This window comes from Blastococcus sp. SYSU DS0669 (assembly GCF_054050895.1).
Genome location: NZ_JBJHAE010000011.1, coordinates 56,354 through 80,436, shown reverse-complemented (window position 1 = coordinate 80,436; position 24,083 = coordinate 56,354). Strand labels below are relative to the sequence as shown.

20 protein-coding genes and 2 tRNA genes are annotated in these 24,083 nt (G+C 74.0%); 5 read left to right on the top strand and 17 right to left on the bottom strand.

Going from position 1 to position 24,083, the window contains the following annotated elements; genetic code table 11:
- Positions 1-47: 47 nt before the first annotated feature.
- From ACI792_RS12845 to ACI792_RS12805, 9 genes are all read right to left on the bottom strand, one after another.
- Positions 48-725: a 3-oxoacid CoA-transferase subunit B gene (locus tag ACI792_RS12845; protein ID WP_456602924.1), complete on the bottom strand. Its 678-nt coding sequence runs from the start codon at positions 723-725 to the stop codon at positions 48-50.
- Positions 722-1,387, bottom strand: coding sequence for a 3-oxoacid CoA-transferase subunit A (locus ACI792_RS12840; RefSeq protein ID WP_456602923.1), 666 nt, complete (start codon positions 1,385-1,387; stop codon positions 722-724). The genes ACI792_RS12845 and ACI792_RS12840 overlap by 4 nt, the downstream gene beginning before the upstream one ends.
- A gap of 66 nt (positions 1,388-1,453) precedes the next feature.
- On the bottom strand, positions 1,454-3,133 hold the full coding sequence (locus ACI792_RS12835; RefSeq protein ID WP_456602922.1) for a tripartite tricarboxylate transporter permease: 1,680 nt from the start codon (positions 3,131-3,133) through the stop codon (positions 1,454-1,456).
- A 3-nt stretch (positions 3,134-3,136) separates the two neighbouring features.
- Positions 3,137-3,589 carry a tripartite tricarboxylate transporter TctB family protein gene (locus ACI792_RS12830; RefSeq protein ID WP_456580138.1) on the bottom strand — a complete coding sequence of 151 codons (453 nt, stop codon included), beginning with the start codon at positions 3,587-3,589 and terminating at the stop codon, positions 3,137-3,139.
- An 84-nt stretch (positions 3,590-3,673) separates the two neighbouring features.
- Entirely contained in the window at positions 3,674-4,681 is a 1,008-nt protein-coding gene (locus ACI792_RS12825) for a Bug family tripartite tricarboxylate transporter substrate binding protein (protein ID WP_456602921.1), read from the bottom strand.
- Between the two features lie 42 nt (positions 4,682-4,723).
- Positions 4,724-5,725 carry a tripartite tricarboxylate transporter substrate binding protein gene (locus ACI792_RS12820; RefSeq protein WP_456602920.1) on the bottom strand — a complete coding sequence of 334 codons (1,002 nt, stop codon included), beginning with the start codon at positions 5,723-5,725 and terminating at the stop codon, positions 4,724-4,726.
- 131 nt (positions 5,726-5,856) lie between these two features.
- Positions 5,857-7,407: an acetolactate synthase large subunit gene (locus ACI792_RS12815; RefSeq protein ID WP_456602919.1), complete on the bottom strand. Its 1,551-nt coding sequence runs from the start codon at positions 7,405-7,407 to the stop codon at positions 5,857-5,859.
- 100 nt (positions 7,408-7,507) lie between these two features.
- Positions 7,508-8,008 (bottom strand): MarR family winged helix-turn-helix transcriptional regulator, encoded by a 501-nt coding sequence (locus ACI792_RS12810; RefSeq protein ID WP_456580134.1) that lies wholly within the window; start codon positions 8,006-8,008, stop codon positions 7,508-7,510.
- A 39-nt stretch (positions 8,009-8,047) separates the two neighbouring features.
- Positions 8,048-9,031, bottom strand: a complete 984-nt coding sequence (locus ACI792_RS12805; RefSeq protein ID WP_456602918.1) for a hypothetical protein — start codon at positions 9,029-9,031, stop codon at positions 8,048-8,050.
- 333 nt (positions 9,032-9,364) lie between these two features.
- Here ACI792_RS12805 and ACI792_RS12800 point away from each other — a divergent pair, with 333 nt between their 5' ends.
- Positions 9,365-10,645, top strand: coding sequence for an alpha-hydroxy-acid oxidizing protein (locus tag ACI792_RS12800; protein WP_456602917.1), 1,281 nt, complete (start codon positions 9,365-9,367; stop codon positions 10,643-10,645).
- A 172-nt stretch (positions 10,646-10,817) separates the two neighbouring features.
- Here the strand turns inward: ACI792_RS12800 and ACI792_RS12795 are convergent, their stop codons facing one another.
- The 6 genes from ACI792_RS12795 to ACI792_RS12770 all read right to left on the bottom strand — a co-directional run bounded on the left by ACI792_RS12795 (position 10,818) and on the right by ACI792_RS12770 (position 19,506).
- Positions 10,818-13,403: a transglycosylase domain-containing protein gene (locus tag ACI792_RS12795; RefSeq protein ID WP_456602916.1), complete on the bottom strand. Its 2,586-nt coding sequence runs from the start codon at positions 13,401-13,403 to the stop codon at positions 10,818-10,820.
- 208 nt (positions 13,404-13,611) lie between these two features.
- A complete protein-coding gene (locus tag ACI792_RS12790) occupies positions 13,612-15,849 on the bottom strand; it encodes an MMPL family transporter (RefSeq protein WP_456602915.1) in 2,238 nt (745 codons plus the stop codon).
- Positions 15,850-16,276: 427 nt separating this feature from the next.
- The gene (locus tag ACI792_RS12785; RefSeq protein WP_456602914.1) at positions 16,277-17,581 is read right to left on the bottom strand and encodes a heparin lyase I family protein; all 1,305 of its coding nucleotides are present in this window, start codon (positions 17,579-17,581) and stop codon (positions 16,277-16,279) included.
- Between the two features lie 418 nt (positions 17,582-17,999).
- Positions 18,000-18,072, bottom strand: a tRNA-Arg gene (locus ACI792_RS12780).
- Positions 18,073-18,092: 20 nt separating this feature from the next.
- Positions 18,093-18,181, bottom strand: a tRNA-Ser gene (locus tag ACI792_RS12775).
- A 125-nt stretch (positions 18,182-18,306) separates the two neighbouring features.
- The gene (locus ACI792_RS12770; protein ID WP_456602913.1) at positions 18,307-19,506 is read right to left on the bottom strand and encodes an MFS transporter; all 1,200 of its coding nucleotides are present in this window, start codon (positions 19,504-19,506) and stop codon (positions 18,307-18,309) included.
- A gap of 104 nt (positions 19,507-19,610) precedes the next feature.
- Here ACI792_RS12770 and ACI792_RS12765 point away from each other — a divergent pair, with 104 nt between their 5' ends.
- Positions 19,611-20,141 (top strand): CGNR zinc finger domain-containing protein, encoded by a 531-nt coding sequence (locus ACI792_RS12765; protein ID WP_456580128.1) that lies wholly within the window; start codon positions 19,611-19,613, stop codon positions 20,139-20,141.
- 115 nt (positions 20,142-20,256) lie between these two features.
- Positions 20,257-20,787 (top strand): phosphatase PAP2 family protein, encoded by a 531-nt coding sequence (locus ACI792_RS12760; protein WP_456602912.1) that lies wholly within the window; start codon positions 20,257-20,259, stop codon positions 20,785-20,787.
- Here the strand turns inward: ACI792_RS12760 and ACI792_RS12755 are convergent.
- Positions 20,774-21,229, bottom strand: coding sequence for a hypothetical protein (locus tag ACI792_RS12755; protein WP_456602911.1), 456 nt, complete (start codon positions 21,227-21,229; stop codon positions 20,774-20,776). The genes ACI792_RS12760 and ACI792_RS12755 overlap by 14 nt on opposite strands.
- Before the next feature lie 152 nt (positions 21,230-21,381).
- On the opposite strand from ACI792_RS12755, the gene ACI792_RS12750 reads away from it, so the two are divergent.
- Both ACI792_RS12750 and ACI792_RS12745 read left to right on the top strand, forming a co-directional pair.
- Complete coding sequence (locus ACI792_RS12750; RefSeq protein ID WP_456580124.1) at positions 21,382-21,966, top strand: DoxX family protein; 585 nt, start codon at positions 21,382-21,384, stop codon at positions 21,964-21,966.
- Positions 21,963-23,012, top strand: coding sequence for a PHP domain-containing protein (locus ACI792_RS12745; protein ID WP_456602959.1), 1,050 nt, complete (start codon positions 21,963-21,965; stop codon positions 23,010-23,012). Before ACI792_RS12750 ends, ACI792_RS12745 begins: the two co-directional genes overlap by 4 nt.
- A 164-nt stretch (positions 23,013-23,176) precedes the next feature.
- On the opposite strand, the gene ACI792_RS12740 is transcribed toward ACI792_RS12745, so the two are convergent.
- Entirely contained in the window at positions 23,177-24,040 is an 864-nt protein-coding gene (locus ACI792_RS12740) for a hypothetical protein (RefSeq protein WP_456602910.1), read from the bottom strand.
- Positions 24,041-24,083 lie beyond the last annotated feature (43 nt).

Below are 24,083 nucleotides of genomic sequence, written 5' to 3'. Positions count from 1 at the left end.
CGGAACAGGTCGGCCGGGAGAGGAACCCGATCCCGGCGCCCGGCGGGTCAGCGGCCGGACGGCTCCAGGACGGCGACCTCGTCGGCGAACTCCAGCGGGGCGGCGGTGCGCCGCTGCAGCTCCTCGCGGGTGAGCCCGGTGACCATCTCGCGCACGAGCAGCCCGCTCGGGGTGACGTCGATGACGGCGAGCTCGGTGAAGACGCGGTCGACCACGCGCGCGGCGGTCAGCGGGTAGGTGCACTCCGGGAGCAGCTTGGGCCGGCCGTCGGGGGTCGTGTGCATCATCAGCACGAGCACCCGCTTGGCGCCGACCGCCAGGTCCATCGCGCCGCCGACCGCGGGGGGCAGGTGCGCGTCGTCGGTCGCCCAGTTGGCCAGGTCTCCCTGCGCGGAGACCTGGAAGGCGCCCAGCACGGTGACGTCGATGTGGCCGCCGCGCATCATCATGAACGAGTCGGTGTGGTGGAAGTACGAGCCGCCGGTGACCAGGGTGACCGGCACCTTGCCCGCGTTGATCAGCTCCCAGTCCTCCTCGCCGGGCGCCGGGGCGGGGCCCATGCCGAGGATGCCGTTCTCGCTGTGGAAGACGACCTCCTTGCCATCGGACACGACGTCGCCGACGAGTGTGGGCATGCCGATCCCCAGGTTCACGTAGGAGCCGTCGGGGATCTCCTGGGCCACGCGGGCGGCCATGTCGGTCTGCGACAGCGGGACGGTGGTCATGCACCCACCTCGACGACCCGGTCGACGAAGATGCCGGGGGTCACGACCGCCTCGGGGTCCAGTTCGCCGAGCTCGACGAACTCCCGCACCTGGACGACGGTCAGCTCTGCGGCGGTGGCCATGGTGGGCCCGAAGTTCCGCGCCGCCTTGTTGTAGACGAGGTTGCCCCACCGGTCCGCGCGCAGGGCCTTGACCAGGGCGACGTCCCCGCGCAGGGGCTCCTCGAAGACGTGCTGACGTCCACCGATCATGCGCAACTCCTTGCCGCGAGCCAGCAGTGAGTCGGCGCCGGCCGGCGTGAAGAAGCCGCCCAGCCCCGCCCCCGCGGCCCGCATCCGCTCGCTGAGGGTGCCCTGCGGCACCAGCTCGAGGTCGATGTCGCCGGCCCGGTAGAACTCCTCGAACCAGATCGACCCGGCCGACCGCGGGTACGAGCAGATGATCTTGCGCACCCGCCGTTCCCGGATGAGCGCGGCGACGTCGGTCTCCCCGCTGCCGGCGTTGTTGGTGACGATCGTGAGGTCCCGGGCCCCCTGCTCGAGGAGGGCGTGCACGAGCTCGACGGGCACGCCCGCCGCACCGAACCCGCCGACGAGGACGGTCGCGCCGTCCTGGACGCCCGCGACCGCGTCGGCGAGCGACGCCACCCGCTTGTCGATCACTTTCCCCCCGATGCGTAGGCCGGTGCGTGGTGAGCGGGTGCTGGCGGCACTACCCGCTGGGTTCGGTCAGGAACGGTCAGGCCCCGGCCCCCCGCCCTGTGCCGTCGAGCCGGTCGAACCCGTCGAGCCGGTGCCCTCCCGCGGGGCTCCGGTCGTGGCGCCCTCCGTGTCGTCGGTGTTCTCGAGGCCAGGCGTGCCCTCGGGCTCGGCGGTGGTCCCGGTCGCCGCCAGGTCCTCCTCGCCGGGGACGCTCGGCCGGCTGCGGTTCCGCCGACGACGGATGCCCTGGACGGTGCTCCAGATGATCACCAGGGCCATCACTGCGAAGAGCGTCCCGGACATGGGACGGGTGAAGAACGTGGAGAACTCGCCGCCCGAGATCAGCATCGACCGGCGGAAGTTCGACTCGAGGATCGCGCCCAGGACGAAGGCCAGGACCAGCGGGCCGGGCTCGAACCCGGTCTTCTTCATCAGCCAGCCGATGATCCCGAAGATCAGGACGATCCACATGTCGAAGGGGTCGTTGTTGACCGAGAAGACGCCGGCCATCGTCACCAGCAGGGCGAACGCGGCAAGGATGCCCGCGCGCACTCGCAGCAGCTGGACGAAGAAACCGACGAGCGGGACGTTGAGGATGAGCAGCATCAGGTTGCCGATGGCCATCGACGCGATGACGCCCCAGAAGATCTCGGGCTGCTGCTCGATCAGCTGCGGGCCCGGCGTGATGCCCTGGATCAGCAGCGCGCCGAAGATCAGCGCCAGCACCACGTTGGGCGGGATCCCGAGGGTGAGCAGGGGGATGAACGCCGAGGTGGAGGAGGCGTTGTTCGCCGTCTCCGGCCCGGCGACGCCTTCGATGGCGCCCTTGCCGAAGCGGGTCGGGTCCTTGGCCCTCCGCTTCTCCATCGCGTAGGAGGCGAGCGAGGAGATGACGCCACCACCGCCGGGCAGCACCCCGATGAAGAACCCGATGACCGAACCTCGCGCGATCGCGCCGGAGGAGTCCTTGAAGTCCTTGCGGGTCGGCCAGATGTTCTTGACCTTGCTCTTGATCGCCTGCGCCTTCTCGGTCTTCTCGACGTTGTAGAGGATCTCGCCGACGCCGAAGAGCCCCATCGCCACCGCGACGAAGTCGAACCCGTCGAACAGCGAGATCGACCCGAAGGTGAAGCGGCCGGTCCCGGTGATCAGGTCCTGCCCGACCGTGGCCAGCAGCAGGCCGAGGGCGGCCATGGACAGGCTCTTCACCGGGTGCCGGGTGCCCAGGTACGTGACGAGCAGGATGCCCAGCGCGGTGAGGGCCACGTACTCCTGGGACCCGAACTGGACCGCCAGGTCGGCCAGCGGCGGCGCGAGCAGGACCAGCCCGACCACGGAGATCGTGCCGCCGATCCAGGAGCCGACCGCGGCGATGCCCAGGGCCGGGCCGGCGCGGCCCTGCTTGGCCATCTGGTAGCCGTCGAAGGTGGTGACCACCGAGGCGGCCTCGCCCGGCAGCTGCAGCAGCACCGAGGTGATGGTGCCGCCGTACATCGACCCGTAGTAGATGCCCGCGAGCAGGATGACTGCGGTGACCGGCTCGATCTCGTAGGTGATCGGCAGCAGGAGCGCGATGGTCGCCGTCGGCCCGAGACCCGGCAGCACGCCGATGACCGTGCCGATGAGCACGCCGATGAAGACGTAGAGGAGGTTCGTCGGGTCCAGCGCGACCGAGAACCCCTGGCCGAGACCTTCGAGGATGCCCATGGCTCAGCTCCCGGCCGGTGCGAAGAGGATGCCGTCGGGGAACGGTACGGCCAGCGCCTCGACGAAGACGAGGTGGAACGCCAGCGCACCGAGGACGGCGAGGGGCACGGCCAGGCGCCACGGCTCTCGCGCGAAGATCCGCAGCCAGAACAGCAGCATCAGCACCGCCGAGACCAGGAAGCCGATCGTCTGGAAGAGGACGATGAAGACCGCGAGGCTCACCAGCCCCAAGGCGATCCCGAGGGTGCCGCGGGTCCACGGCTCGTAGTCCTCGGGGTCGTCGATGAAGAGCAGCACCACCCCCGTCGCGGTGAGCACGAGCGACACGATGAAGGGCCACAGGCCGGGACCGGGGGCGCCCAGCTCACCGAGACCCAGCCCACGGGCGCCCAGCATCGCGGCCACACCGAGGGCCACCAGGATCAGCGGCGCGAGCCGGTGCAACTGCTTCGTCATCAGATCTCCGGGGGAAACGGGCGGACGGCACCAGGCGTGCAGCCGCGGGGACCGGCGCAGTGCCGGTCCCCGCAGCTGCGGGGATCACTCCTGCAGGATGGGTCCGTAGGCCTCGACGATCTCGTCGATCCGCGTGGCGAAGTCGTCGCTGCCGATGAACTCGTCGGGAACGTACTGCTCGCCCAGCTGCTGCCGCACCTCGTCCTTCTGGAGGCAGGTGTCCACCGTCTCCTCGAGCGTGGTGACGACGTCGTCCGGGACCCCCGCCGGGGCGGCCAGGCCGAAGACCGAGACGCTGTTGGTCAGCTCCTCGAAGCCGGACTCGGCCAGGGTCGGCGCCTCGATGTAGTCGACCGGCTCCGGCGGGCTGACCGCGAGCGGGACGAAGCTGCCGGCCTCGATGTTCTCCAGCACGTCCTGCGAGCTGTTGATGAAGATGGCGTCGACGTTGCCGCCGAGGATCGCCGTCGTCATCTCGGCGTTGCCCGTGAACGGCACCGCGGTGACCTCGACGCCGTACTCCTCTGCCAGGCGGCGCAGCTCCATCGCCTGCGACGTCGTGGTGCCGGGGACGCCGACGTTGAGCTCGCCCGGGTTCTCCTCCGCGTAGGTGAAGAACTCCTCGGCGGTCGAGAACTGCGAGTCCGCCCCCACGATGAGCGCCGAGGGGATCTCGGTGACCGCGGCGATCGGGACGTAGTCCTCGTTGGTGTAGCCGACGTCGTCCTGCAGCGGGTTGGTGGCCGAGGCCGGCACGGCGATCAGGGACAGCGTGTACCCGTCGTTCCCGCCGGCGAGCATCGCCTGCATGCCGACCGAGCCGGAGGCGCCCTCGCGGTTCTCCACGATGACGGTCTGGCCCAGCTCCTCCTCGATGCAGCTGCCGATGGTGCGCGCCGCCAGGTCGGTCGGGCCACCCGCGGCGTAGGGGACGATCAGGTTGATGCTCTCGGTGGGGTAGTCCGAGGCCGCGGCATCGCCGCCACCGCCGCCGGTGGCGGCCTCCTCACCACCGTCGTCGCCGCCGCAGGCGGCGAGGGTGAGCACGGACGCGGCGATGAGCGCGGGGAAGGTCGAGCGGGTACGGCGCATGGGTTCCTCCGGTGGTCGGGGGCGGGTCGTACGGGGATCGGGTCAGCCGAGGATCGGTTCGTAGACCTCCTGGGTGCGGTCGAGGACCGCGGCGAGCTCCTCGGCGCCGGCGAACTCCTCGAGGACGTACTCCTCGCCGAGCGTCTGCTGCACCTCGGGCTTCTCCAGGCAGGTCTGCAGGGTGTCCTCCAGCGTCGAGACGACGTCGTCGGGCAGCCCCGCCGGGCCGGCGAGGCCGAAGGTCGACCCGGACAGGGTCAGGCCGTCGTAGCCGAGCTCGGTGAAGGTCGGGGTGTCGGGCAGCCAGGACAGCCGCTCCTCGGGCGAGGCCACGAGCGGGACGAACGCGCCGGACTCGATGTTCTGCACGACGTCGCTCGAGGCGTTGATGAGCACGGCGTCGACGTTCCCGCCGAGCAGGGCGGTGGTCATCTCGGCGTTGCCGTTGAAGGGCACCGCGGTCACCTGCACGCCGTGCTCCTCGGCCAGCCGCTGCAGCTCGATCGCCTGGGGCGTGGAGGCTCCGGGGGTGCCGACGGTGACGGTGCCCGGCTGGGCCTCGACGGCGGCGAAGAAGTCCTCCGCGGAGGCGTACGGCGAGTTCTCCCCCACGGCCAGGACCGACGGCACCTCGGTCATGACGCCGACCGGGGTGATGTCGTCCTTGGTGTAGCCCACCTCGTTGGCCAGCGGCGTCAGCACCATGGTGCCGGCGGTGACCAGCGACAGGGTGTACCCGTCGGGCTCGGCGGCGATGAGCTCGGTCGTCGCCAGGGCACCGGAGCCACCGGGCAGGTTCTCGACCACCACGGTCTGCCCGAGCTCCTCCTCGATGCAGGCGCCGACGGTGCGGGTGGTCAGGTCGGTCGGCCCGCCCGCGCCGTAGGGCACGATCATGCGGATCGACTCGGTCGGGTAGGACGAGGCGGCGTCACCGCCACCGGTGCCGCTGTCGGCCGCGGTGCCACCTCCGCCGTCGTCCCCGCCGCACGCGGAGACCAGTCCGATCAAGGCCACGCCTGCGAGGCCTGCCGAGATGCGCATGCTTCCTCCCCCATCGGTCGTCGTCGACCGCTCGCCACCGCCGGATGCCTCCGGTCGGTGGTGTGGATCACCTGGATACAAGCACAGGGTCCGCGCACGCACGGCCCCGGGAGGCAACGATCCGGACTCGGTCAGCCCACGGAGAGCACGACGTCGATCACGTGCGGTCCGGGTTCGGTGACCGCGCGCCGGAACTGCTCGACGAACTCCTCCGCGGTCGTCGCCCTGCTGCCGGGAACGCCCATCCCGGCAGCGAGCGCGACGAAGTCGAGGTCCGGCCGGTTCAGCTCCAGCAGGTCCCTGGACCGCGGCCCGGAGGCCTCCGCCCCGACGTTGCGGAGCTCGCCCTCGAGGATGCGGTAGGAGCGGTTGCTGAAGACGACCGTGGTGACGTCGAGCTGCTCGCGCGCCTGGGTCCACAGCGCCGAGATCGTGTACATGGCGCTGCCGTCGCCCTCCAGGTTGACCACCCGCCGCCCCGGGCAGGCGACCGCCGCGCCGGTGGCGACAGGGAGCCCCTGGCCGATCGCACCGCCGGTGAGGGTCAGCCAGTCGTGGCGTGGCGCGCCCGCGGTCGGGACGGGCATCTGCCGGGTGGAGGTGACCCCCTCGTCCACGACGACCGCCCCCTCGGGGAGCAGGGCGCCCAGCGCCGCGCCGACGGCGTCCGGGGTCAGCGCGCCGGTCGGCAGGTCGGGCCGCCGGAGGGGCTGGAGGTCGGGCTCGACGTCCGGGCCCACGAGGTCGGCGAGCCGGGCGAGCGCCCCGACGACGTCGTCCCCGCCGTCGCCGAGCAGGTGGACCTCGCAGCCCTCGGGGACCAGGCTGCTGGGCCGGTCGGGGTAGGCGAAGAACTCCACCGGCGGCCGTGCGCCGACGCAGACGAGGTGGCGGACGCCGGCCAGCCGGGCGGCGACCTGCTGGCCCGCCCGGGGCAGGCGCTCGACGGCCGGCAGGCCGGCCCCGCGCTCCAGCCGCGCCGGGAAGGTCTCGCAGAACAGCCGCGCCCCGGCCGCCTGTGCGACGCGGCTCGCCGCGAGCAGCCCGGGTTCCCTCGTCGCCGCGCCGCCCACGAGGAGCGCGCATGGCTCGCCGGAGGTCAGCAGCGCGGCGACCTGCGCGACCGCGTCGTCGGCCACGGTCGCCGGCCGGCCGGCCGGCCGGGGAGCCGCCGTCGCCGCTCCCTCGGACCAGGAGACGTCGGCGGGCAGGATCAGCGTGGCGATGCCGGTGGGCGCGGTGCAGGCCGCGGCGATCGCCTCGGCCGCGTCCCCCGCCACGTCGGCGGAGCTCCCCGAGCGGCGCACCCAGCGGGACACCGTGCCGGCGAGCGCGTCGATGTCGCTGTCCAGCGGGGAGTCGTACTGCTTGTGGTACCCGGCGTGGTCACCGACGACGGTCACCATCGGGGTCGCGGCGCGGCGGGCGTTGTGCAGGTTGGCCAGCCCGTTGGCCAGCCCCGGGCCGAGGTGCAGCAGGACGCCGGCCGGCCGGCCGGTCATCCGGCCGTAGCCGTCGGCGGCCCCGGTCGCCACCCCCTCGAACAGGCAGAGCACGCCGCGCATCTCGGGGACGGCGTCGAGCGCCGCGACGAAGTGCATCTCGGAGGTGCCCGGGTTGCCGAAGCAGACGTCGACGCCGCCGTCGACGAGCGTCCGGATGAGGGCCTGCGCGCCGTTCACGCCGCACCCCCCGCTCGCTCGGAGCCTGCGTGGCGGCGATCACCCTGGGCACCCATGGAGGGCACCGTACGCAGCACCCCCCGCACGCCGGCGGGTGGGTTCAGCGACGGGTGCGGGTGGCGGCCGAGACCCGGGCGAGAGCGTCGGTGACGACGTCGGCGTCGGTGCCGAGCAGCGTCAGCAGGTGGGCGACGAGCTCGTCGTGCGTGGTGCAGGCCGCCGTCACCCGCGCCCGGCCGGCGGGGGTCAGCCGGGCGTGCAGCAGGCGCCGGTCGCCGTCGACCCGCTCCCGCACGACCAGCCCCTGGGCGACCAGGCGGTTGATCGTGCTGGTGACGCCCGGCCGGGAGAGGCCGACGGCTTCGGCCACCTCTCCCATCGAGGCCCGTTCGCCCGGTGACTCCGCGATGCGCCGCAGCGCCTCGAAGCCGGTGAGGGAGAGGTCGTGGTGGCGGTGGAGCGCGGAGTCGACCCGCCGGGTGATGTGGTCGTGCACCTGCACGATCCGCAACCAGGTCTCGGCGGGGCGGGGGGCGGCTCCGGGAAGAGCGGCGGCGTCCCGGGGGACCCCGCGCGCGAGCGCGTCCTCGGACAGTGGCACGCGGTCAGGGTCCCCTGAACGGGTGACGGCGAAACCGACTCAGGCGGCGGAGGCGGATCCGACGGCGCGTCGGCCGGCGTGCTGCCGGCCGGCGACCGAGACGAGCCCGCCGGCGGTCGTGACGAGCGCCAGCGCGGCGATCGCCAGCGAGGCCAGCGAGACGACACCACGGGCGGGCGGCTCCTCCTCGACGGAGGCCGCCACCTGCAGCGCGACACCGGCGCTGACCGCGGAGTCGGCCCCGACCAGGTCGAGCGTGGCGGCACCCGCGGCGACCCCCTCGGGGATGCGGACGTCGACGCGGAAGGCCCCGCTGGGGTCCGCGGTCACGGTGGCCAGCACGGTCCCGCTGCCGTGGAGCAGCACGTCCACCCGCTCGCCGGGGATGAAGCCGGCGCCGCGCAGGACCACCGTGCCGCCCGGCTGCACGGGGGAACCCCCGCCCCGGGAGCCGGCCGGGACGAGCGCGCCCGCCTCCTCGGAGGTGCGGGGATGCCCGCCGGTCGTGGCCTCCGGGCTGGTCGGCGTCCCGGTGCCACCGGGGGTCGTCGGTGCGGGCGCCGTCGTGCCGGCGGAGGAGCCCGGGTCGGTGGGCTCCACCCCGGCGGTGGGCGGGGCCGGCGGAGGCGGCGGCGGGGACATGGCGACCTCGCAGTCCTCGACCGTGGGCCGGGTCAGCGTGTAGTCCGCCAGGTCGTCGACGAAGGTGTCCCCCGACCCGTCCTGGGCGGTGAACTCCAGCCGCGGGTCGATGGTCTCGCCCGGGGCGACGTCACCCGTCCGCAGCACCACGCTGCCGAGGGCCACGAGCACGGCCTCGTCCTCGCCCGAGGGCGTCCGCCCGGTGGCGAGCACGACGCTGTAGGGCACGGTGCCGGCGACGACCTCCACGACGATGCCGCCCGGTCGGCAGCTGGGGCCGTGGGTCACCCGCGCGTCGGGACGGGAGGGGTCGTCGAGGGCCTGCGCCGGGGCCGCACCGGCCACGGCGAGGCCGAGCAGGACGACGAGGAGGCCGGTCACCACACCGGCGGGGAGGGCACCGTGGCCCAACCGCGCCGACGTCGTCCACGTCGGCCCGGCGATCCGCCCGCAACCGCTGTTCAGCCCTGCTCCCCTTCCGATGCCCTCGAGTTCCAGGATGACGGAAGTGACGCTTCGTCGCTAGCCCGTTACGGGCGTGTCGCGCGTGTCGCGCGGTGTGTCGGCAGAAACCCGTCGATCACCCCACCAGGTGAACCCCCGGGGCCCCTGATGTCATCCCGCGCTACCCCGCATCCGGCGATCGCACGCGTGTCCTGGCCGGCCACCCGCCCCTGCCGCAGCACCCGTGAGCAGGGTCACTACGGTGGCCGGGTGACCGAAGCGGGCGCCGGCCGACGGCGGCAGAACGAGGTGTACCGGGCCGGCGTGTACGGCCGCTCCCCCCGGGTGCCGGTCGGCGTCCGGCGGCTGCAGGAGCGCGCCAAGCGGGCGCTCGACGCCCGGGCCTACGCCTACGTCGCGGGTGGAGCCGGCGACGAGGTGACCCAGCGCGCCAACCGCGCCGCCTTCGACCGCTGGGCCGTGGTCCCGCGGGTGCTGCGCGACGCCAGCGTGCGGGACACCTCCGTGGAGCTCTTCGGGCGCCGGCTGCCCGCCCCGCTGCTGCTGGGGCCGGTCGGGGCGCTGGAGCTGGTGCACCCGGAGGCCGACCTCGCCGTCGCCCGCGCCGCCGCGGCCACCGGCGTCCCGATGGTCTTCTCCAACCAGGGCTCGCGCCCCATGGAGGAGTGCGCCGCGGCGATGGACGGTTCCCCGCGGTGGTTCCAGCTGTACTGGTCGACCTCCGACGAGCTCGTGGAGAGCCTCGTCCACCGCGCAGAGAAGGCCGGCTGCGAGGCGCTGGTGGTCACCCTCGACACCACGATGCTGGGTTGGCGCCCGCGGGACCTGGACCTCGGCCACCTGCCGTTCGCCCTCGGCAAGGGGATCGCGCAGTACACCTCCGACCCGGTGTTCCGCCGCCTCGTCGAGGAGCGGGCCGCCGCGGCCGGCCCGCGGGAGCCCCAGCCGAGGCCCACCCCGGCCGCCGTGCGTGCGCTGGTCACGATGGCCCGCGCCTGGCCGGGGCCGTTCCGCGAGAACCTGCGCTCACCGCTCCCCCGCGCCGCCGTCGAGACGTTCCTGGCGATCTACTCGCGGCCCTCCATCAGCTGGGCCGACCTCGCGTGGCTGCGCGCCCGCACGGAGCTGCCCATCCTGCTCAAGGGGGTGCTGCACCCCGACGACGCGCGCCGCGCGCTGGACGAGGGCATGGACGGCGTCGTCGTCAGCACCCACGGCGGGCGGCAGGTCGACCGGTCGATCGCCGCGCTGGACGCGCTGCCCGACGTCGTCGCGGCCGTGGGCGACCGGGCGCCGGTGCTGCTCGACAGCGGCATCCGCAGCGGCGCCGACGTCTTCACCGCCGTCGCCCTGGGGGCCCGTGCGGTGCTGCTCGGCCGGCCCTTCGCCTGGGGGCTCGCGCTGGCGGGCGAGGCGGGGGTGCGCCAGGTCGTCGAGGACGTCGTCGGGGAGTTCGACCTGACGCTGGGCCTGACCGGGCACACCGCCGTCGACCAGCTCGGCCCGGAGGTCCTGCGCCGCGTCGGCTGACCGACCCGGACGGATCGGTACCGCGGGTTGACGACGCCTGTGGCCTGGGTCACAGTAGGGGCGGGCGGGGGAAGCCGGGAAACAGTGGCTACCCACTGCTGGGTAGACCGACCAACGCGGCCAGACCGCCAGGACCGGCCCCCCGCCCCTCACCCTCTCGCCCCACCCGCTCTCACTGCACCGCGTCCGGCGGCGTCGTCGGCTCGGCGGGCGGCTCTGCCGGTGGCCGGGGCGGCTCCGGCTCGCCCGGCGGGGGCGGCGGCGGTTCCGGCGCGGGCGGCGGCGGGGGCTCCGGCGCGGGCGGCGGCTCCGGCGCAGGCGGCGGCGGCTCCGGCGCGGGCGGAGGCGGCGGCTCCGGCGCGGGCGGAGGCGGCTCCGGCGCGGGCGGAGGCGGGGGCTCCGGCGCAGGCGGAGGCGGCGGAGGCGGGGGCGGGGGCGGCGGAGGCGGAGGCGGAGGCGGGGGCGGCGGCGGCGGCGGAGGCGGAGGCGGCGGCGGCGGAGGCGGAGGCGGGGGCGGCGGCGGCGGAGGCGGGGGCGGCGGCGGGTTCCAGCGGGCACCGTTGCTGACCAGGACCGTCACGGCCTGGGTCCGGTCCAGGATCGCCCCGGGCCCGGGGTCGACGCCGACGACGACGCCCGGCGGGCGGGCGCTGTCGACGGGCACGACGCTCGCCATCAGGTCCCGTGAGCCCAGCAGGCCGCGACAGCGGTCGGCGGACCGGCCGACGCACCCACCCGGCACCGTCTCCCGGGTGCCCTGCACGTAGAACGGGTCGGCCGGCGGGAACGGCACCGGTTCCCGCGCGCTGAGGATCGGCTGCATGGCGTCGTGCCAGATCTGCGCGGGGACACCCCCGCCGAAGCCGCCGACGTCCTCGTTCCGCACCGGGTTGTAGACCATCACGCTCGCCGCGACCTGCGGGGTGTAGCCGACGAAGGTGACGGAGAAGTTGTCCTGCGTGGTGCCGGTCTTGCCGGCGATCTGGTGGCCGGGGACGTAGGCCCGGCGGCCGGTCTGGCCGGGGAAACCCGGCTCGACGTCCTTGCGGAGGGCCTGGTTGAGCGTGTGCGCCAGTCCGGGGGCCACCACCTCCGCCTCGCACCGCGGGCCGCCGAGCGGCTGCCCGTCCTCGCCGAGCAGCGGCTGGCCGTCGCGGTCGAGCACCCGGCTGATCGGCGTCGGGGCGCAGCGGGTACCGCCGGCGGCCAGGGTCGCGTAGGCGTTCGCCAGGTGCAGCGGGCTGGTGGCCTCGGCGCCGAAGGTGAACGAGCCGCGGTTCTCGGCGATGACCTGGTCGGCGACCGGGTCGAGGGAGGCCAACCCCAGCCGCTGCGCCATGCGCACCGGCGCCTCGACGCTGCCCAGTTGGTCCTCCAGCGCGAGGAAGTAGGTGTTGGAGGACATGTACAGCGCCTGCTCCATGTCCAGCTGCTGCCGGTAGCGCCCGGCGTTCCGGACCTCGTAGGGTCCGTCGCCGTCGCGGTACACCGTCGAGACGTACGGGTCCGGCGTGGTGATGACGTGGTCCAGCCCGAAGCCCTGCTCGAGCGCGGCGGCCGCGGTGAACACCTTGTAGGTCGACCCGGTGCCCTGACCGGCCACCACGTTGAGGTTGACCGTCGTCTTCGCCGGGTCACCCTCGGCGGCGCCGAAGAGCCGGTTGACCGCCATGGCGAGGACCCGGCCGGTCCCCGGCTCCACCGCGGTGTAGATGCCGGCGCGCGAGTCCTCCCTCGCCAGGGCGTTCAGGACGGCGGCGTCGCCCGCCTGCTGCATCGCCGGGTCCAGGGTCGTCTCGACGGTGAGGCCGCCGGTCTCGATCCGCTCGCGCGAGATGCCGAGGACGCCGGTCAGGTAGTCCATGGCGTAGTCGCAGAAGAACGCCCCGAGCCGCACCTCGCGGCAGCCGCGCGGGTCCCCTGGTCCGGGTGTCAGGACGACGGGGCCGCTGCGGGCCTCGGCGACAGCGGCGGGATCCGCCAGGCCGAGCTCCTCCATCCGCGCGAGGACGACGTCGCGGCGCTCGGTGGCCCGCTCGGGGGCGACGAAGGGGTCGTACTGGGCGGGGCTCTGCACCAGGCCGGCGAGCGTGGCCGCCTGCGCGAGGGTCAGCGCGTCCGGCGTCACCCCGAAGTAGGTCTCGGCCGCGGCAGCGATGCCGTAGGCGCCGGCACCGAAGTAGACCCGGTTGAGGTAGCGGGTGAGGATCTCGTCCTTCGTGTACTCCTGCTCCAGCGCCAGGGCGAGCTGGGCCTCCCGCAGCTTGCGGCCGATGCTCTCGTCGGTCGCGGCCTGCCGGGCTTCGGGGTCGGTCGCCGTCTGGACCCGGATCTGCTTGACCAGCTGCTGGGTCAGGGTCGAACCGCCCTCGACCACCTCGCCGGCGCTGAGGTTCCGCAGCAGCGCGCGGGCCAGGCCCTTCCCGTCGACGCCGTTGTGCGAGTAGAACCGGCTGTCCTCGATCGCCACCAGCGCGTCCTTCATCACCGGGGCGATCGCCTCGCTGGGGACGACCGTGCGGTTGCGCCGGTAGAACTCGGCGATGAGGGAGCCGTCGGCGGCCAGCACCCGGGTGTTGCTCGGCGGCGTGCGGTCGAGGAGCTCGTCCCCGACCGGCCGCATCAGCTCGGCGCCCGCGCGCGTGGCCATGGTGGCGCCGCCCACCAACGGGAGGGCGAACCCGGCGAGCAGCGCCCCGGCCAGCACGACCGCCAGCGCGAGCTTCAGCAGTGCGCTCGACCGCCGGCGACGCCGCACCGGCGCCTCCTCCACCCCGGGCAGGGGCAAGCCGTCTTTGACGGGACGGGGCGACACGGAACTCCTCGGCGCAGGGGGCAGCGGCGGCTCCCACGCGGAGCGGGACCACGTCCCTCGGTACCCCGCGATCGGCGCGGTGCCAGCTGGCGGACCGATCTGTCACACGATCGCAAAGAGCCGCCGCCACGCGTCCGGGCACGGCTCCGGCTCAGTCGGTGGAGAGCACGAGGGGCTCGTCCACCACCTCGCGGCGGGGCACCGGCACCGCCGCGGGCACCACCCGCACCGGCTCACGGTGGCCCGACGGCAGCCAGCCCAGCCAGCGCGGCAGGTACCAGTTGCGCTCACCCAGCAACTGCATCACCGCGGGCAGCAGCAGCGCCCGGACGACGGTGGCGTCCAGCAGGACGGCGACCGCCAGCCCGAGCCCGATCTGCTTCATGCTCGTCATCGACAGCGTCACGAAGGTCAGGAAGACGAAGACCATGATCACCGCGGCGCTGGTGACCACCCCCGCCGACGAGGTGATCCCCTGCGCGACGGCGTCCCTGGTGGCCAGCCCGCGGTCCCGGGCCTCGCGGATCCGGCTGAGGATGAAGACGTGGTAGTCCATCGACAGGCCGAAGAGGATCACGAACAGGAACAGCGGGATCCAGTTCACGATCGCCCCGGTCCGGTCCAGGTCGACGAGGTCCGCGCCCACGCCCTCCTCGAACACCAGCACCATCACGCCGTAGGCGGCGGCCACGCTGAGCAGGTTGAGCACGATGGCGGTGATCGCGACGGTGACCGAGCGGAACGAGACCAGCAGCAGGAGGAAGGCCAGCACCAGGACGAAGCCGAACACCCACGGGGTGCGCTCGGCCATCAGCTCGTCGAACGCCACGGAGTAGGCCGTGCCGCCGGTGACCACCGCGGTGACGCCGTCCACCGCACCGACGGTCGCCGGCACGACCTCGTCGGCGAGGGTCGCGAGGGCCTCGCGCGAGGCCTGCTCCTCGCCGTCCCCGACCAGCGGCACCCCGACGACGGCGACGGTGCCCGCGTCGTTGGTCTCCACGTTGATCGGCTCGTTCATCTGCCCGCTGGCCAGGGCGCGCTCGCGCAGCTCGGCGATGGCGGCCTGCACCGGCGGGGCGGTGACGTCGGGCGCCTCGACCACCACCTCGGCGGGGGCGGGACCGCCGGGGAACGCCTCGGTGATCCGGTTGTAGGTCTGGATGACCGCGAGGTCCTGCGGCAGGTCCTGGACGCCCTCGGCGCGCAGGTCCATCGACAAGGCCGGGACGGCGAGGCCGATCAGCGCGCCGCCGGCCAGGAGCGCGGCGACCAGCGGACGGCGCAGCACCGCGCCGAGGACCACGGGCCAGAACCGCCCCGTCCGGTCGGCGGTGCGGCGGCGCACGAACGGCAGCCGACCCTTCTCGACCCGGTCGCCGAGCCAGGCCATCATCGCCGGCAGCACCGTCAGCGAGCCGAGCACCGAGCACGCGACGACCAGGATCGTGGCCGAGGCGACGCCGGTGAAGACCGAGAAGCCGGTGAGGAACATGCCGGCCATCGCCACCATGACGGTGATGCCGGAGATGAGCACCGAGTGCCCGGAGGTGGCGGCGGCGACGTCCAGGGCGTCGACGGGGCCCGCGCCCTTCGCCCGCTCCTCGCGCTCCCGCTTGAGGTAGAAGAGCGAGTAGTCGACGCCGACGGCCAGGCCGATGAGCAGCATGACGATGGACGCGGTCTGGTCGACGTGCCAGATCTGGCTGGTGAGGCTCAGCAGGCCGAGCGCGCCCACGAAGGCGGTCAGCGCGAAGACCAGCGGGAGGACGGCGGCGACGAGCGCGCCGAAGGTCAGCAGCAGCACGGCGAGCGTGATCGGGATGGAGAGCAGCTCGGCCCGCTGGAAGTCCGCGTCGAGGGTCTCGGACAGGGCGACGTCGGCGCTGGTGCCGCCGAACTGCTCCACTCGGACGCCGTCGTGCTCGGCCGCCACCGCGGCGACCGCGGCCTGCACGGGGGCGATCTGCACGGCGGCGTCGTCCGGGGTCCCGGCGAGGTCGAAGGTGACCAGCGCGGAGCGGCTGTCGGCGGAGACCAGCGGGGCGCCGTCGAGCGGGCTGACCAGGTTCGTCACCTCCGGGGTGGCGCGCAGCTCGTCGACGAGGTCGGTGAGCGCGGCGGTGGCGGCGGCCTCGGGCACGTCGGCGTCGCGCTGCACCAGCACCATCTCCGACGCCGGCTCCTCCCAGCCGTTGGCGTCGAGGATCTGCTGCGCCCGGGCGGGCGCGCCGATCGCCTGCTCGGCCGAGGTCAGCTGCGCCTGGGGCACGACCGCCCCGACGGCGACGGCGGCCAGCACGAAGGCCAGCCAGCCGAACACCGCCGTCTTCCGGTGGCGAGCGCTCCACCGGCCGACCCTGCCCGCGATGTTGCGGGATCCATCCATCGTCGTCTCCTGTCGCGTGCGGGTGCCCGCAGGTCGATCCGCCGGCGGGGGCGCGCGCGCCCATCCCGTCAGCTGGTCGGTCGGGGGTCGGGGCGGCCCGACCATGGGGGCGCGTCCCGTCGGCGGAGAGACTTCCGGAGGAGCCGTGGCCGAACATCAGGGAAACCCCTGAGCCCGTCCCTGATCTTGGTCGAGACCCGGCCAGGGTCTGCGCCGGGGGTCCGGCGTGACTCCTCACCCGTGGGCGGGCAGCCCGGCGATGCGGTCGGGAACCGCGGTCGCCGAACCATGCGCACTCGTGGGGCATCAGCGGCCGATGGCCCCGAGCCAGCAGCACTCGACCGAGCCGAGCGGTGGTGCGATCCCGCGGGTGGGTCGCTCAGCGGCGCAGCGCCGGACCGGTCGTCGTGTCAGTCGTGGTCGGCGATCAGCCGGCCGGCCGGTGGAGCTGGTTCAGCGATGCGACCGACTCCAGGGTGGGGCCGAACCCGATCGGCGCGTGCTGCAGGTAGTGCGTCCGCGCGGTGCCGGCCGCCGAGTAGATGCCCTGCTTGATGTAGACCGACTGGTCGACGTACAGGTTGGCGACCTTCTCCGACAGCACCTTCTCCCCCTGGTGCCAGACCTCGATCAGCCCCGTCGTGGGGTCCGGGGACCACACGAAGCGGACCGTGAGGTCGTTCCAGGCACCCTTGTCGATCGCGCCCAGGTCGAAGGTCTCGACGTACTGCGCGTCACCGGCGACCCGGCCGCCGGCACCGCCGCGGACGTCGACCATGAGGTGCTCGTCGACGTCGGACCAGAAGTGGACGTTCGGGTTGCCCGAGTTCACGGTCTGGTGCCACTGGGTGAAGATGAGGAACTGGCCGCGCTCGTCCCAGTCGTGGTCCGCCGGGAAGAACGTCGACCAGGCCCAGTACTGCTCGTCGCCGGGACGAACGTCGCCGGTGTCGGCGATCGAGTCGCGCACCTCGGATCGCAGGGTGCCGCTGGTGCCGTTCCAGCCGGTGTCCCCGGGGTGGACCGTGAAGAAGGCCGTCCGGGAGCTGCCGGGGTACGGGTTCTCCGTGGTGAGGCCCTGGGTGTCGGACCACAGGGAGTGGACCTCGTCCCACGGGTCCGGGAGCAGGCTCGTGGAGGCCTCGTAGCCCCAGACCCGGGTGGGCCGGGAGGGGGACTGCTCGGGCTCCGTCGCCGGCGGCGTCGGCGGCTCGGTGGGAGTCGGCTCGGTGGGAGTCGGCTCGGTGGGAGTCGGCTCGGTGGGAGTCGGCTCGGTGGGAGTCGTCGTCGGCTCCGTCGGCGGGGTCGTCGGCTCGGCGGGGAGCGTGGCCGGCGTCGACGGCTGGCCACCCGGGAAGACCTGCACCGGCTCGGTGCGAGCGCCCTGCGTCTTGGCGGAGTCGCGGGCCACGACGACGAACGAGTAGGCCGGGGTCGACAACGGCAGGCGCGGCGAGGTCCACGACGTGCCGGTCGTGGAGCCGACCAGGCGCCCGGCGTCGCTCCGTGTGACGTCGATGACGACGTAGTCGCGGGCTCCGGCCACGCCCGACCAGTCGAGCACCGCCCGCTGGGCGACGACGTCACCGGTGAGGTCGGCCGGCGCGGGGAGCACGGTGGCGACCTGGGTCTGCGATGCCGTGGGGCGCGGTGCCGCGAGAGCGGCGCCGGCGAACCCGGTGCCACCGATCACGGTCATGGCGGCCAGGACGGCCAGGGTGCGCTTGTTCACGACGTCGGTCCTCACATCCGGTCGAGCACGGCGGGTGCGACCCGCACCGGCCCGGCGCGGCGAGCCGGAGCGGGGGGGCGCCGTGACGATCCCACACGCACAGTAGTGGAGCAACTACTCAGTGCGGCGTCAGGTGTGTGGCGTCGCGTCGCACGGCCGGGTGCTCGTCGCCGCGGGCGTCCGCGCCCGCGAGCGCACGGTCGTGCGACCTCGTGACGATCAGCGCGCGATGGGCCCGAGCTCGCCCCAGCGGCCGAGGACGCAGCCGGAGCCGCCCCGGACCAGAGCCGGCGGGCCGGCCGCCGCGCGCCGCGCCTCGGAGCCGCGACCGCCCGCGGACGAGGCGGCAGGGCGTGGCATACGAAGCGGCCCCGCACTTCCGTCGAAGTGCGGGGCCGCTCGGTGTCTCAACCAGACGTGCACCCGAAGGGATTCGAACCCCTAACCTTCTGATCCGTAGTCAGATGCTCTATCCGTTGAGCTACGGGTGCGTGTGTTCAGTTGTCGTGCGCGGAGGCTCCGGGATTTGAACCCGGGATGGGGATTAACCCAAACCGCATTAGCAGTGCGGCGCCATAGACCGGACTAGGCGAAGCCTCCCGGGGCTCGAGTCGCCTCGGAACCACCGAGGAAAGAGACTACCAGCGCCCCGCGGCCGGTTGTCCCGGGGGTCGGGCGGCGTCCCGTCCGCCGACCGACGAGTGCAGCCACTCGGGCCGGCGCGATCAGGCGGCGACCGGCTCCCGACGGACGGCGGCGGCGCGCGGCCCACGCCCGGGCACGAGGGTGACGGCGACGGCCGCGGCCGCTCCCGCGCACGCCAGCACGAGCGCACCGGACACCCCGGCGGAGGTCTCGATCAGCGCACCACCGAGAGCCGCGCCCACGGCCGAGGCCCCGACGGTGATCGTGGACAGCCAGGTGAACGCCTCGGTGGTGGCGTGCACGGGGGCGAGCGAGCCGACCAGAGAGTTCTGCACGGTCAGGGTGGGCGCGATCGCCGTCCCCCCGAGGAACAGCAGCACGCCGAGCGCCCACGGGCTCGAGACCCAGGCCAGCGGGGCGAGGCCGATGGTCACACCGAAGAGCAGCCAGCGGTACTGCCGCGGCAAGGAGGCGCTCATCACCCGCGCACCGAACCAGAGGCCGCCGGCGACCGAGCCGAGCGCCCACACGGCCAGCAGCACCCCGGACATCCCGGGCGTGCCGATGGAGTCGGCGAAGGCAGGGATGGCGACCTCCAGCGCGCCGAAGCCGAGCATCAGGCCCGACCCGCTGGCGAGCACGCGCGGCATGCCCGGGGCGAGCACGGTGGAGAAGAGGCTCGCCGACGGCGCCACCTCCGGCACCCACGAGCGAGCGGCCCCGGCGACACCGACGGCTCCCACGACGGCGAGCGCGCCGGCCACCCCGACCGCCCAGGACGGCGCGGCCAGCACCGCCAGCGTGGCGACGAGGGCGGGGCCCACCACGAAGACCAGCTCGGTGGCGGTGGCGTCGAGGGCATACGCGGTGGACCGGCGCTGGGGGTCGGTGCGCGACCACAGGGCGCGGACGGTCCCCGACACCAGCGGCGTGGTGGCGCCGGCCAGGGCCGAGGCGGCGACCACGGCGAGGTCGGACGCGCCGCCGAGGGTCACCGCCACCAGCAGCGCGAGCAGCAGCGGGTAGAGCGCCGCCTGGGTCAGCAGGATCCGGCGCGGCCCCCGCCGGTCGGCCAGCCGGCCGAGGACCGGGGCCATGATCGCCGAGGCGATGCCGAGCGTGGCCGCCGCGAGGCCGGCGATCGCGTACGAGCCGGTCTGCTGCTGCACCATGAGCAGGAGCGCCAACGGCACCATGGCCGACGGCAGACGACCGGCGAAGCCGCCGAGGAGGAGCACCGGGGCGGAGGGAAGCCGCCAGACGGCGAGGTAGGCACGCACGCTTGCACTCGTTTCACACTGCAGGGAATCGGAACAGTAGGCGGTCAAAGACCGTTGACCGCCTACGCAGTCCCGAGACTAGGGACGAAACGGTAGGGAGTCAATTGGACTACGACACCTACGGGTCGACCGCGGTCGAGCTGGCCATCGATCTGGCCAACGCCGACCTCGAGCCCGACGACGGTGTGGCGCTGTTCCTGGCGTCCCACGGCGAGTGGTTCACGGCCGGGACGTCGCTGGACCTCAGCTCCTCCGACGTCGAGAAGGCCGCCGTCACCGCCCGGCTGGTGCGCGCCGTCGCGCTGGCCGAGTCGCAGGCCGACGTCCTCACCCGGCTCAACGAGCTGCTCGCGCTGGCCCGCCCCCGGCCCTACGCCACCGACCACGACGGCGAGCTGCACCTGCACTACGCCCGCCCCGACGCCCCCGCCCTCGAGCAGCTGACGACGACGGTCGCGATGGGGCTCTCGCAGGTGGTCGTGCAGCACGGCTGGCAGCGCCTGGGCGTGTGCTCGGCCGAAGGTTGCGACGACGTCTACGTCGACACCTCGCGGAACGCCAGCCGCCGCTACTGCTCCAACACCTGCGCGAGCCGGTCGACCGTCGCCGCCTACCGCGCCCGCCAGAAGAGCTGACCCCGCCATGATCAGGGAACCTGATCATGGCGTGTCCTCCCTCAGCGCCCACCGTGAGGGAGGACGCTCGACGATCAGGTGAGCTGATCGTGGCCGGGGTGGTTAGCGTCCGGGCGTGCGCTTCCCTCGCGACCTCGACGCGCGGCTGCACGCCTGGATCGGCGAGCTGCCCACCACCCCGGCCGACCGGTGGCTGCGCCGGCTCTCGACCGCCGCCGACCACGGGAAGCTCTGGCTGCTGATCGCGCTGGCCCTGGGCGGACGGCGTGGTCGGCTGCGCCGGGGCGCACTGCACGGCACCGCCGCGATGGCGCTCACCAGCGCGCTGGTCAACGCCGTCCTCAAACCGCTCTTCGGCCGGGTCCGCCCCGACCTGGAGAACCTGCGCACCGAGCGCCGGCTGCGCCGCGAGCCCGGGAGCCTGTCCTTCCCCAGCGGGCACTCGGGCTCGGCCGCCGCGTTCGTCACCGGCATGGCGCTGGAGTCGCCTGCCGCCGGCGCCGCGCTCGCCCCGCTGGCCTTGGGCATCGGCTACTCGCGGGTGCACGTCGGCGTGCACTACCCCGGCGACGTGCTGGCCGGGCTGGCGGTGGGCGGCGCGGTGGCCGCGTCGGCGCGGCGCCTCCGTGACCTCAGGCCGGAGTGAGGAACCGGTCGAACAGGAAGCCGGTGGCCTGCGCCTGCAGGTACTTCTCCCCGACGTCGATCGCCCAGTCCTGCGCCGTCCAGGTGCGGGGCGCGTAGACGCCGAGCGCGGTGGCCAGCGCGACGTCGGCGGGGTAGACCACCGCGAAGACGGCGTTGACGGCCTTCTGGCCACGGAGGCCGCACCGGGCGGCGACCGCGTGCGCGGTGCCCCACATGCCGCCGAGGGAGAAGTGGGAGGCGTAGTTGAGGGCGGTGCGCCCCGACTGCGTCGACGGGTGCACCGGCAGCACCCGCTCGGCCATCTGCGCGGGCGCGAAGCTTGCCGACCGCCCGGTGAGCGGCATCTCGACGAGCTTCTGGAACGCGGTCATCACGACGGTGCCGGCGACGCCGGCGAGGACGCCGCGGCCGAGCAGGGAGGAGAGACCGGAGGAGGACATCGCCCGGGCCTACCCGGCGCGCCGCGCGGGACACCTGACCCCCGGGCGCCCGCCGCCGGCCCCGCCCGTGCGACCCCGGTGATTGCCGGGTGGATCTTCGGGGCAGTGCACCGTGCGACTGCCCCCAGACCCTCCGAGGAAAGAGGTTCCCCATGCTGGTTCGCCGGATCGCGCGGCCCCTGCTCGCCACCCCCTTCATCTACGGAGGCATCAGCACCCTGCGCAAGCCGCAGGACCGCGTGGCGGGGGCGCGCCCGGTGGTCGAGAAGATCGCCGAGACCGCCGACAAGCAGCTGCCGGTGCAGCTGCCCCGGGACGTCGAGCAGTGGGTGAAGGCCGACGCGGCGATCAAGGTCGCCGCCGGCACGCTGTTCGCGCTGAACAAGTTCCCGCGGCTGACGGCCATCGTCCTGTCGGCCTCGATCGTGCCCACCACGCTGGCCGGGCACCGTTTCTGGGAGCACGACGACCCGACGGAGCAGTTCGGGCAGATCTCGAACTTCGTCAAGAACACCGGCCTCTTCGGTGGCCTGCTGCTGGCCGCCGTCGACACCGAGGGCAAGCCGTCGGTGGGCTACCGCACGCGCCGGGCCGCGAAGCGCGCCGCCGACGTCACGGAGAAGAACTACGAGAAGGCCACCAAGCGCGCGATGAAGGCGCAGAAGAAGGCCACCCGCACGGCGGGCAAGAAGGCCGGCAAGAAGACCGGCAAGGGAGCCCTGAAGGTGTTCAGCTGAGCACCCCGCTCCCACCCGCGGCCGCGCTCCGGAGGATCGCCTTCCTCCTGGAGCGCGGCCGCGAGGCCAGCTACCGCGTGGCCGCCTACCGGACGGCCGCGGCGATCGTCGACGCCCTGGACGACGCCGAGCTGGACCGCCGCATCCGCACGAACACGCTGAAGGACCTCAAGGGCATCGGCCCGAAGACGGCGACGGCGATCGCGCAGGCCCACCGCGGCCAGGTACCCGAGGCGCTGGCGTCGCTGGAGGAGGCGTACGCCGGTGAGCTGCCGGCCGCCGAGGAGGTCGCCGCCTTCCGCGCCGCGCTCCGGGGCGACCTGCATGCCCACTCCGACTGGTCCGACGGCGGCAGCCCGATCCGGGAGATGGCCGAGGCCGCGATGGCGCTGGGTCACGAGTACCTGGCGCTCACCGACCACTCCCCCCGCCTCACGGTGGCCAACGGCCTGAGCCCCGAGCGGCTGGAGCAGCAGCTCGACGTCGTCGCCGCGCTCAACGAGGAGCTGGCGCCGTTCCGGATCCTCACCGGCATCGAGTGCGACATCAACGTCGACGGCAGCCTGGACCAGACCGACGAGCTGCTGGGCCGGGTCGACGTCGTCGTCGCGAGCGTCCACTCCGACCTGCGCGCCGACGCCCGGTCCATGACGGCGCGGATGCTCGCCGCCGTCGCCAACCCGCACACCGACGTCCTGGGACACTGCACCGGGCGGCTGGTCATCGGGCGCCGGCAGCGCAACGGCACGCAGAAGCCGCGGCCGGAGAGCCGGTTCGACGCCGAGGCGGTGTTCTCGGCCTGCGTCCAGCACGGCACGGCGGTGGAGATCAACAGCCGACCCGAACGGCTGGACCCGCCCCGGCGGTTGCTCACGCTGGCGGTGGAGCTCGGCTGCGAGTTCGCCGTCGACACCGACGCGCACGCGCCCGGCCAGCTGGACTGGCAGTCCAACGGCTGCGAGCGGGCGGTCGAGTGCGGCGTCCCGGTGGACCGCGTGATCAACACACGCACCGCCGACGACCTGCTCGCCTGGACCGCGGGCTGACGGCTCGCTCCCCCGCAGCGTCCGCCTCGATCACGCGCGGCGGCAGACCGGATCCGAGGGGGCGGGATGGCTCGTTCCGCACGGGACGACGGGGCCCGGGGCGCCCCGAGGAGGCGGCAGGCGACCGACGAGCGGTCCGCGCGCTGACGCCGCGGGCCCCTGGTTCAGCGGGCCGGCTTCTCCAGCGGCGCGACCGGCTCCAGACCGTAGGCGTCGTCCGCCCGGCGCATCGCCCAGTCGGCGGGCAGCACCAGGCGCGGCGCGACACCGACCAGGACCGCCATGAGGAGCGCGACGCCGGCCAGCGCCTCCCCCGACTCCTCCACGAAGGTGGCGGCGACGCGCAGCGAGGCGGGGGCGAGGGCGGAGAGGGCCGAGAGGCCGACGGCGGCGACGCCGTAGCCGGCGAGGCTGCCCAGCACCCGGCGCCGGTCACGGCGCTCGGTGCGGCTGAGGAAGAAGAGGGCGCCCACGACGGCCAGGGCGGCGAGCGCGCTGAGGGCGATGGCCGCGGGCCGGCCGACGGCGGAGTCCAGCCGGGCCATCGCGTCGGCGTGCACGGTCCCGCCGGCCTTGACCGACGCGATGCCGGCCGAGACCAGCCCGACGGCCAGCCACCAGGTGCGGCGGCCGGGGTTGCGGGCGGCGCCGGCGACGGCGGCGACCGCGGCGACGGCGAAGAGCCCGGCCACGAACAGGCGGGGCAGGGAGAGCGGGGCGTCCATGGAGAGGGCCTGGGCGGCGGGGCCCGTGGCCCCGTTCAGGCTCAGCACGAAGCCGGTGGCCATGAGCACCACCGCGGCGGCGGCCAGCCCGACCCCGACCGGCGGCAGCGGGACGGCGCGGCGGCGGGTGCGCGCGGCGGTGGCTACGGGGGCGGTCGCGGGGGCGGTCGCGGGGGCTCGGCCCCCCGGGACGGACGCCTCCTGCTGGTCCGCGTGCCGGATGACCCGGCCGATCACGACCCCGAGCACGACGGCGATCGCCGTCCAGACGACCAGTCCGCCGACGATCCAGGCCCACCACACGCGCTGATCATCGGCACGGCGGCGGCAGAACTTGACCCTCCAG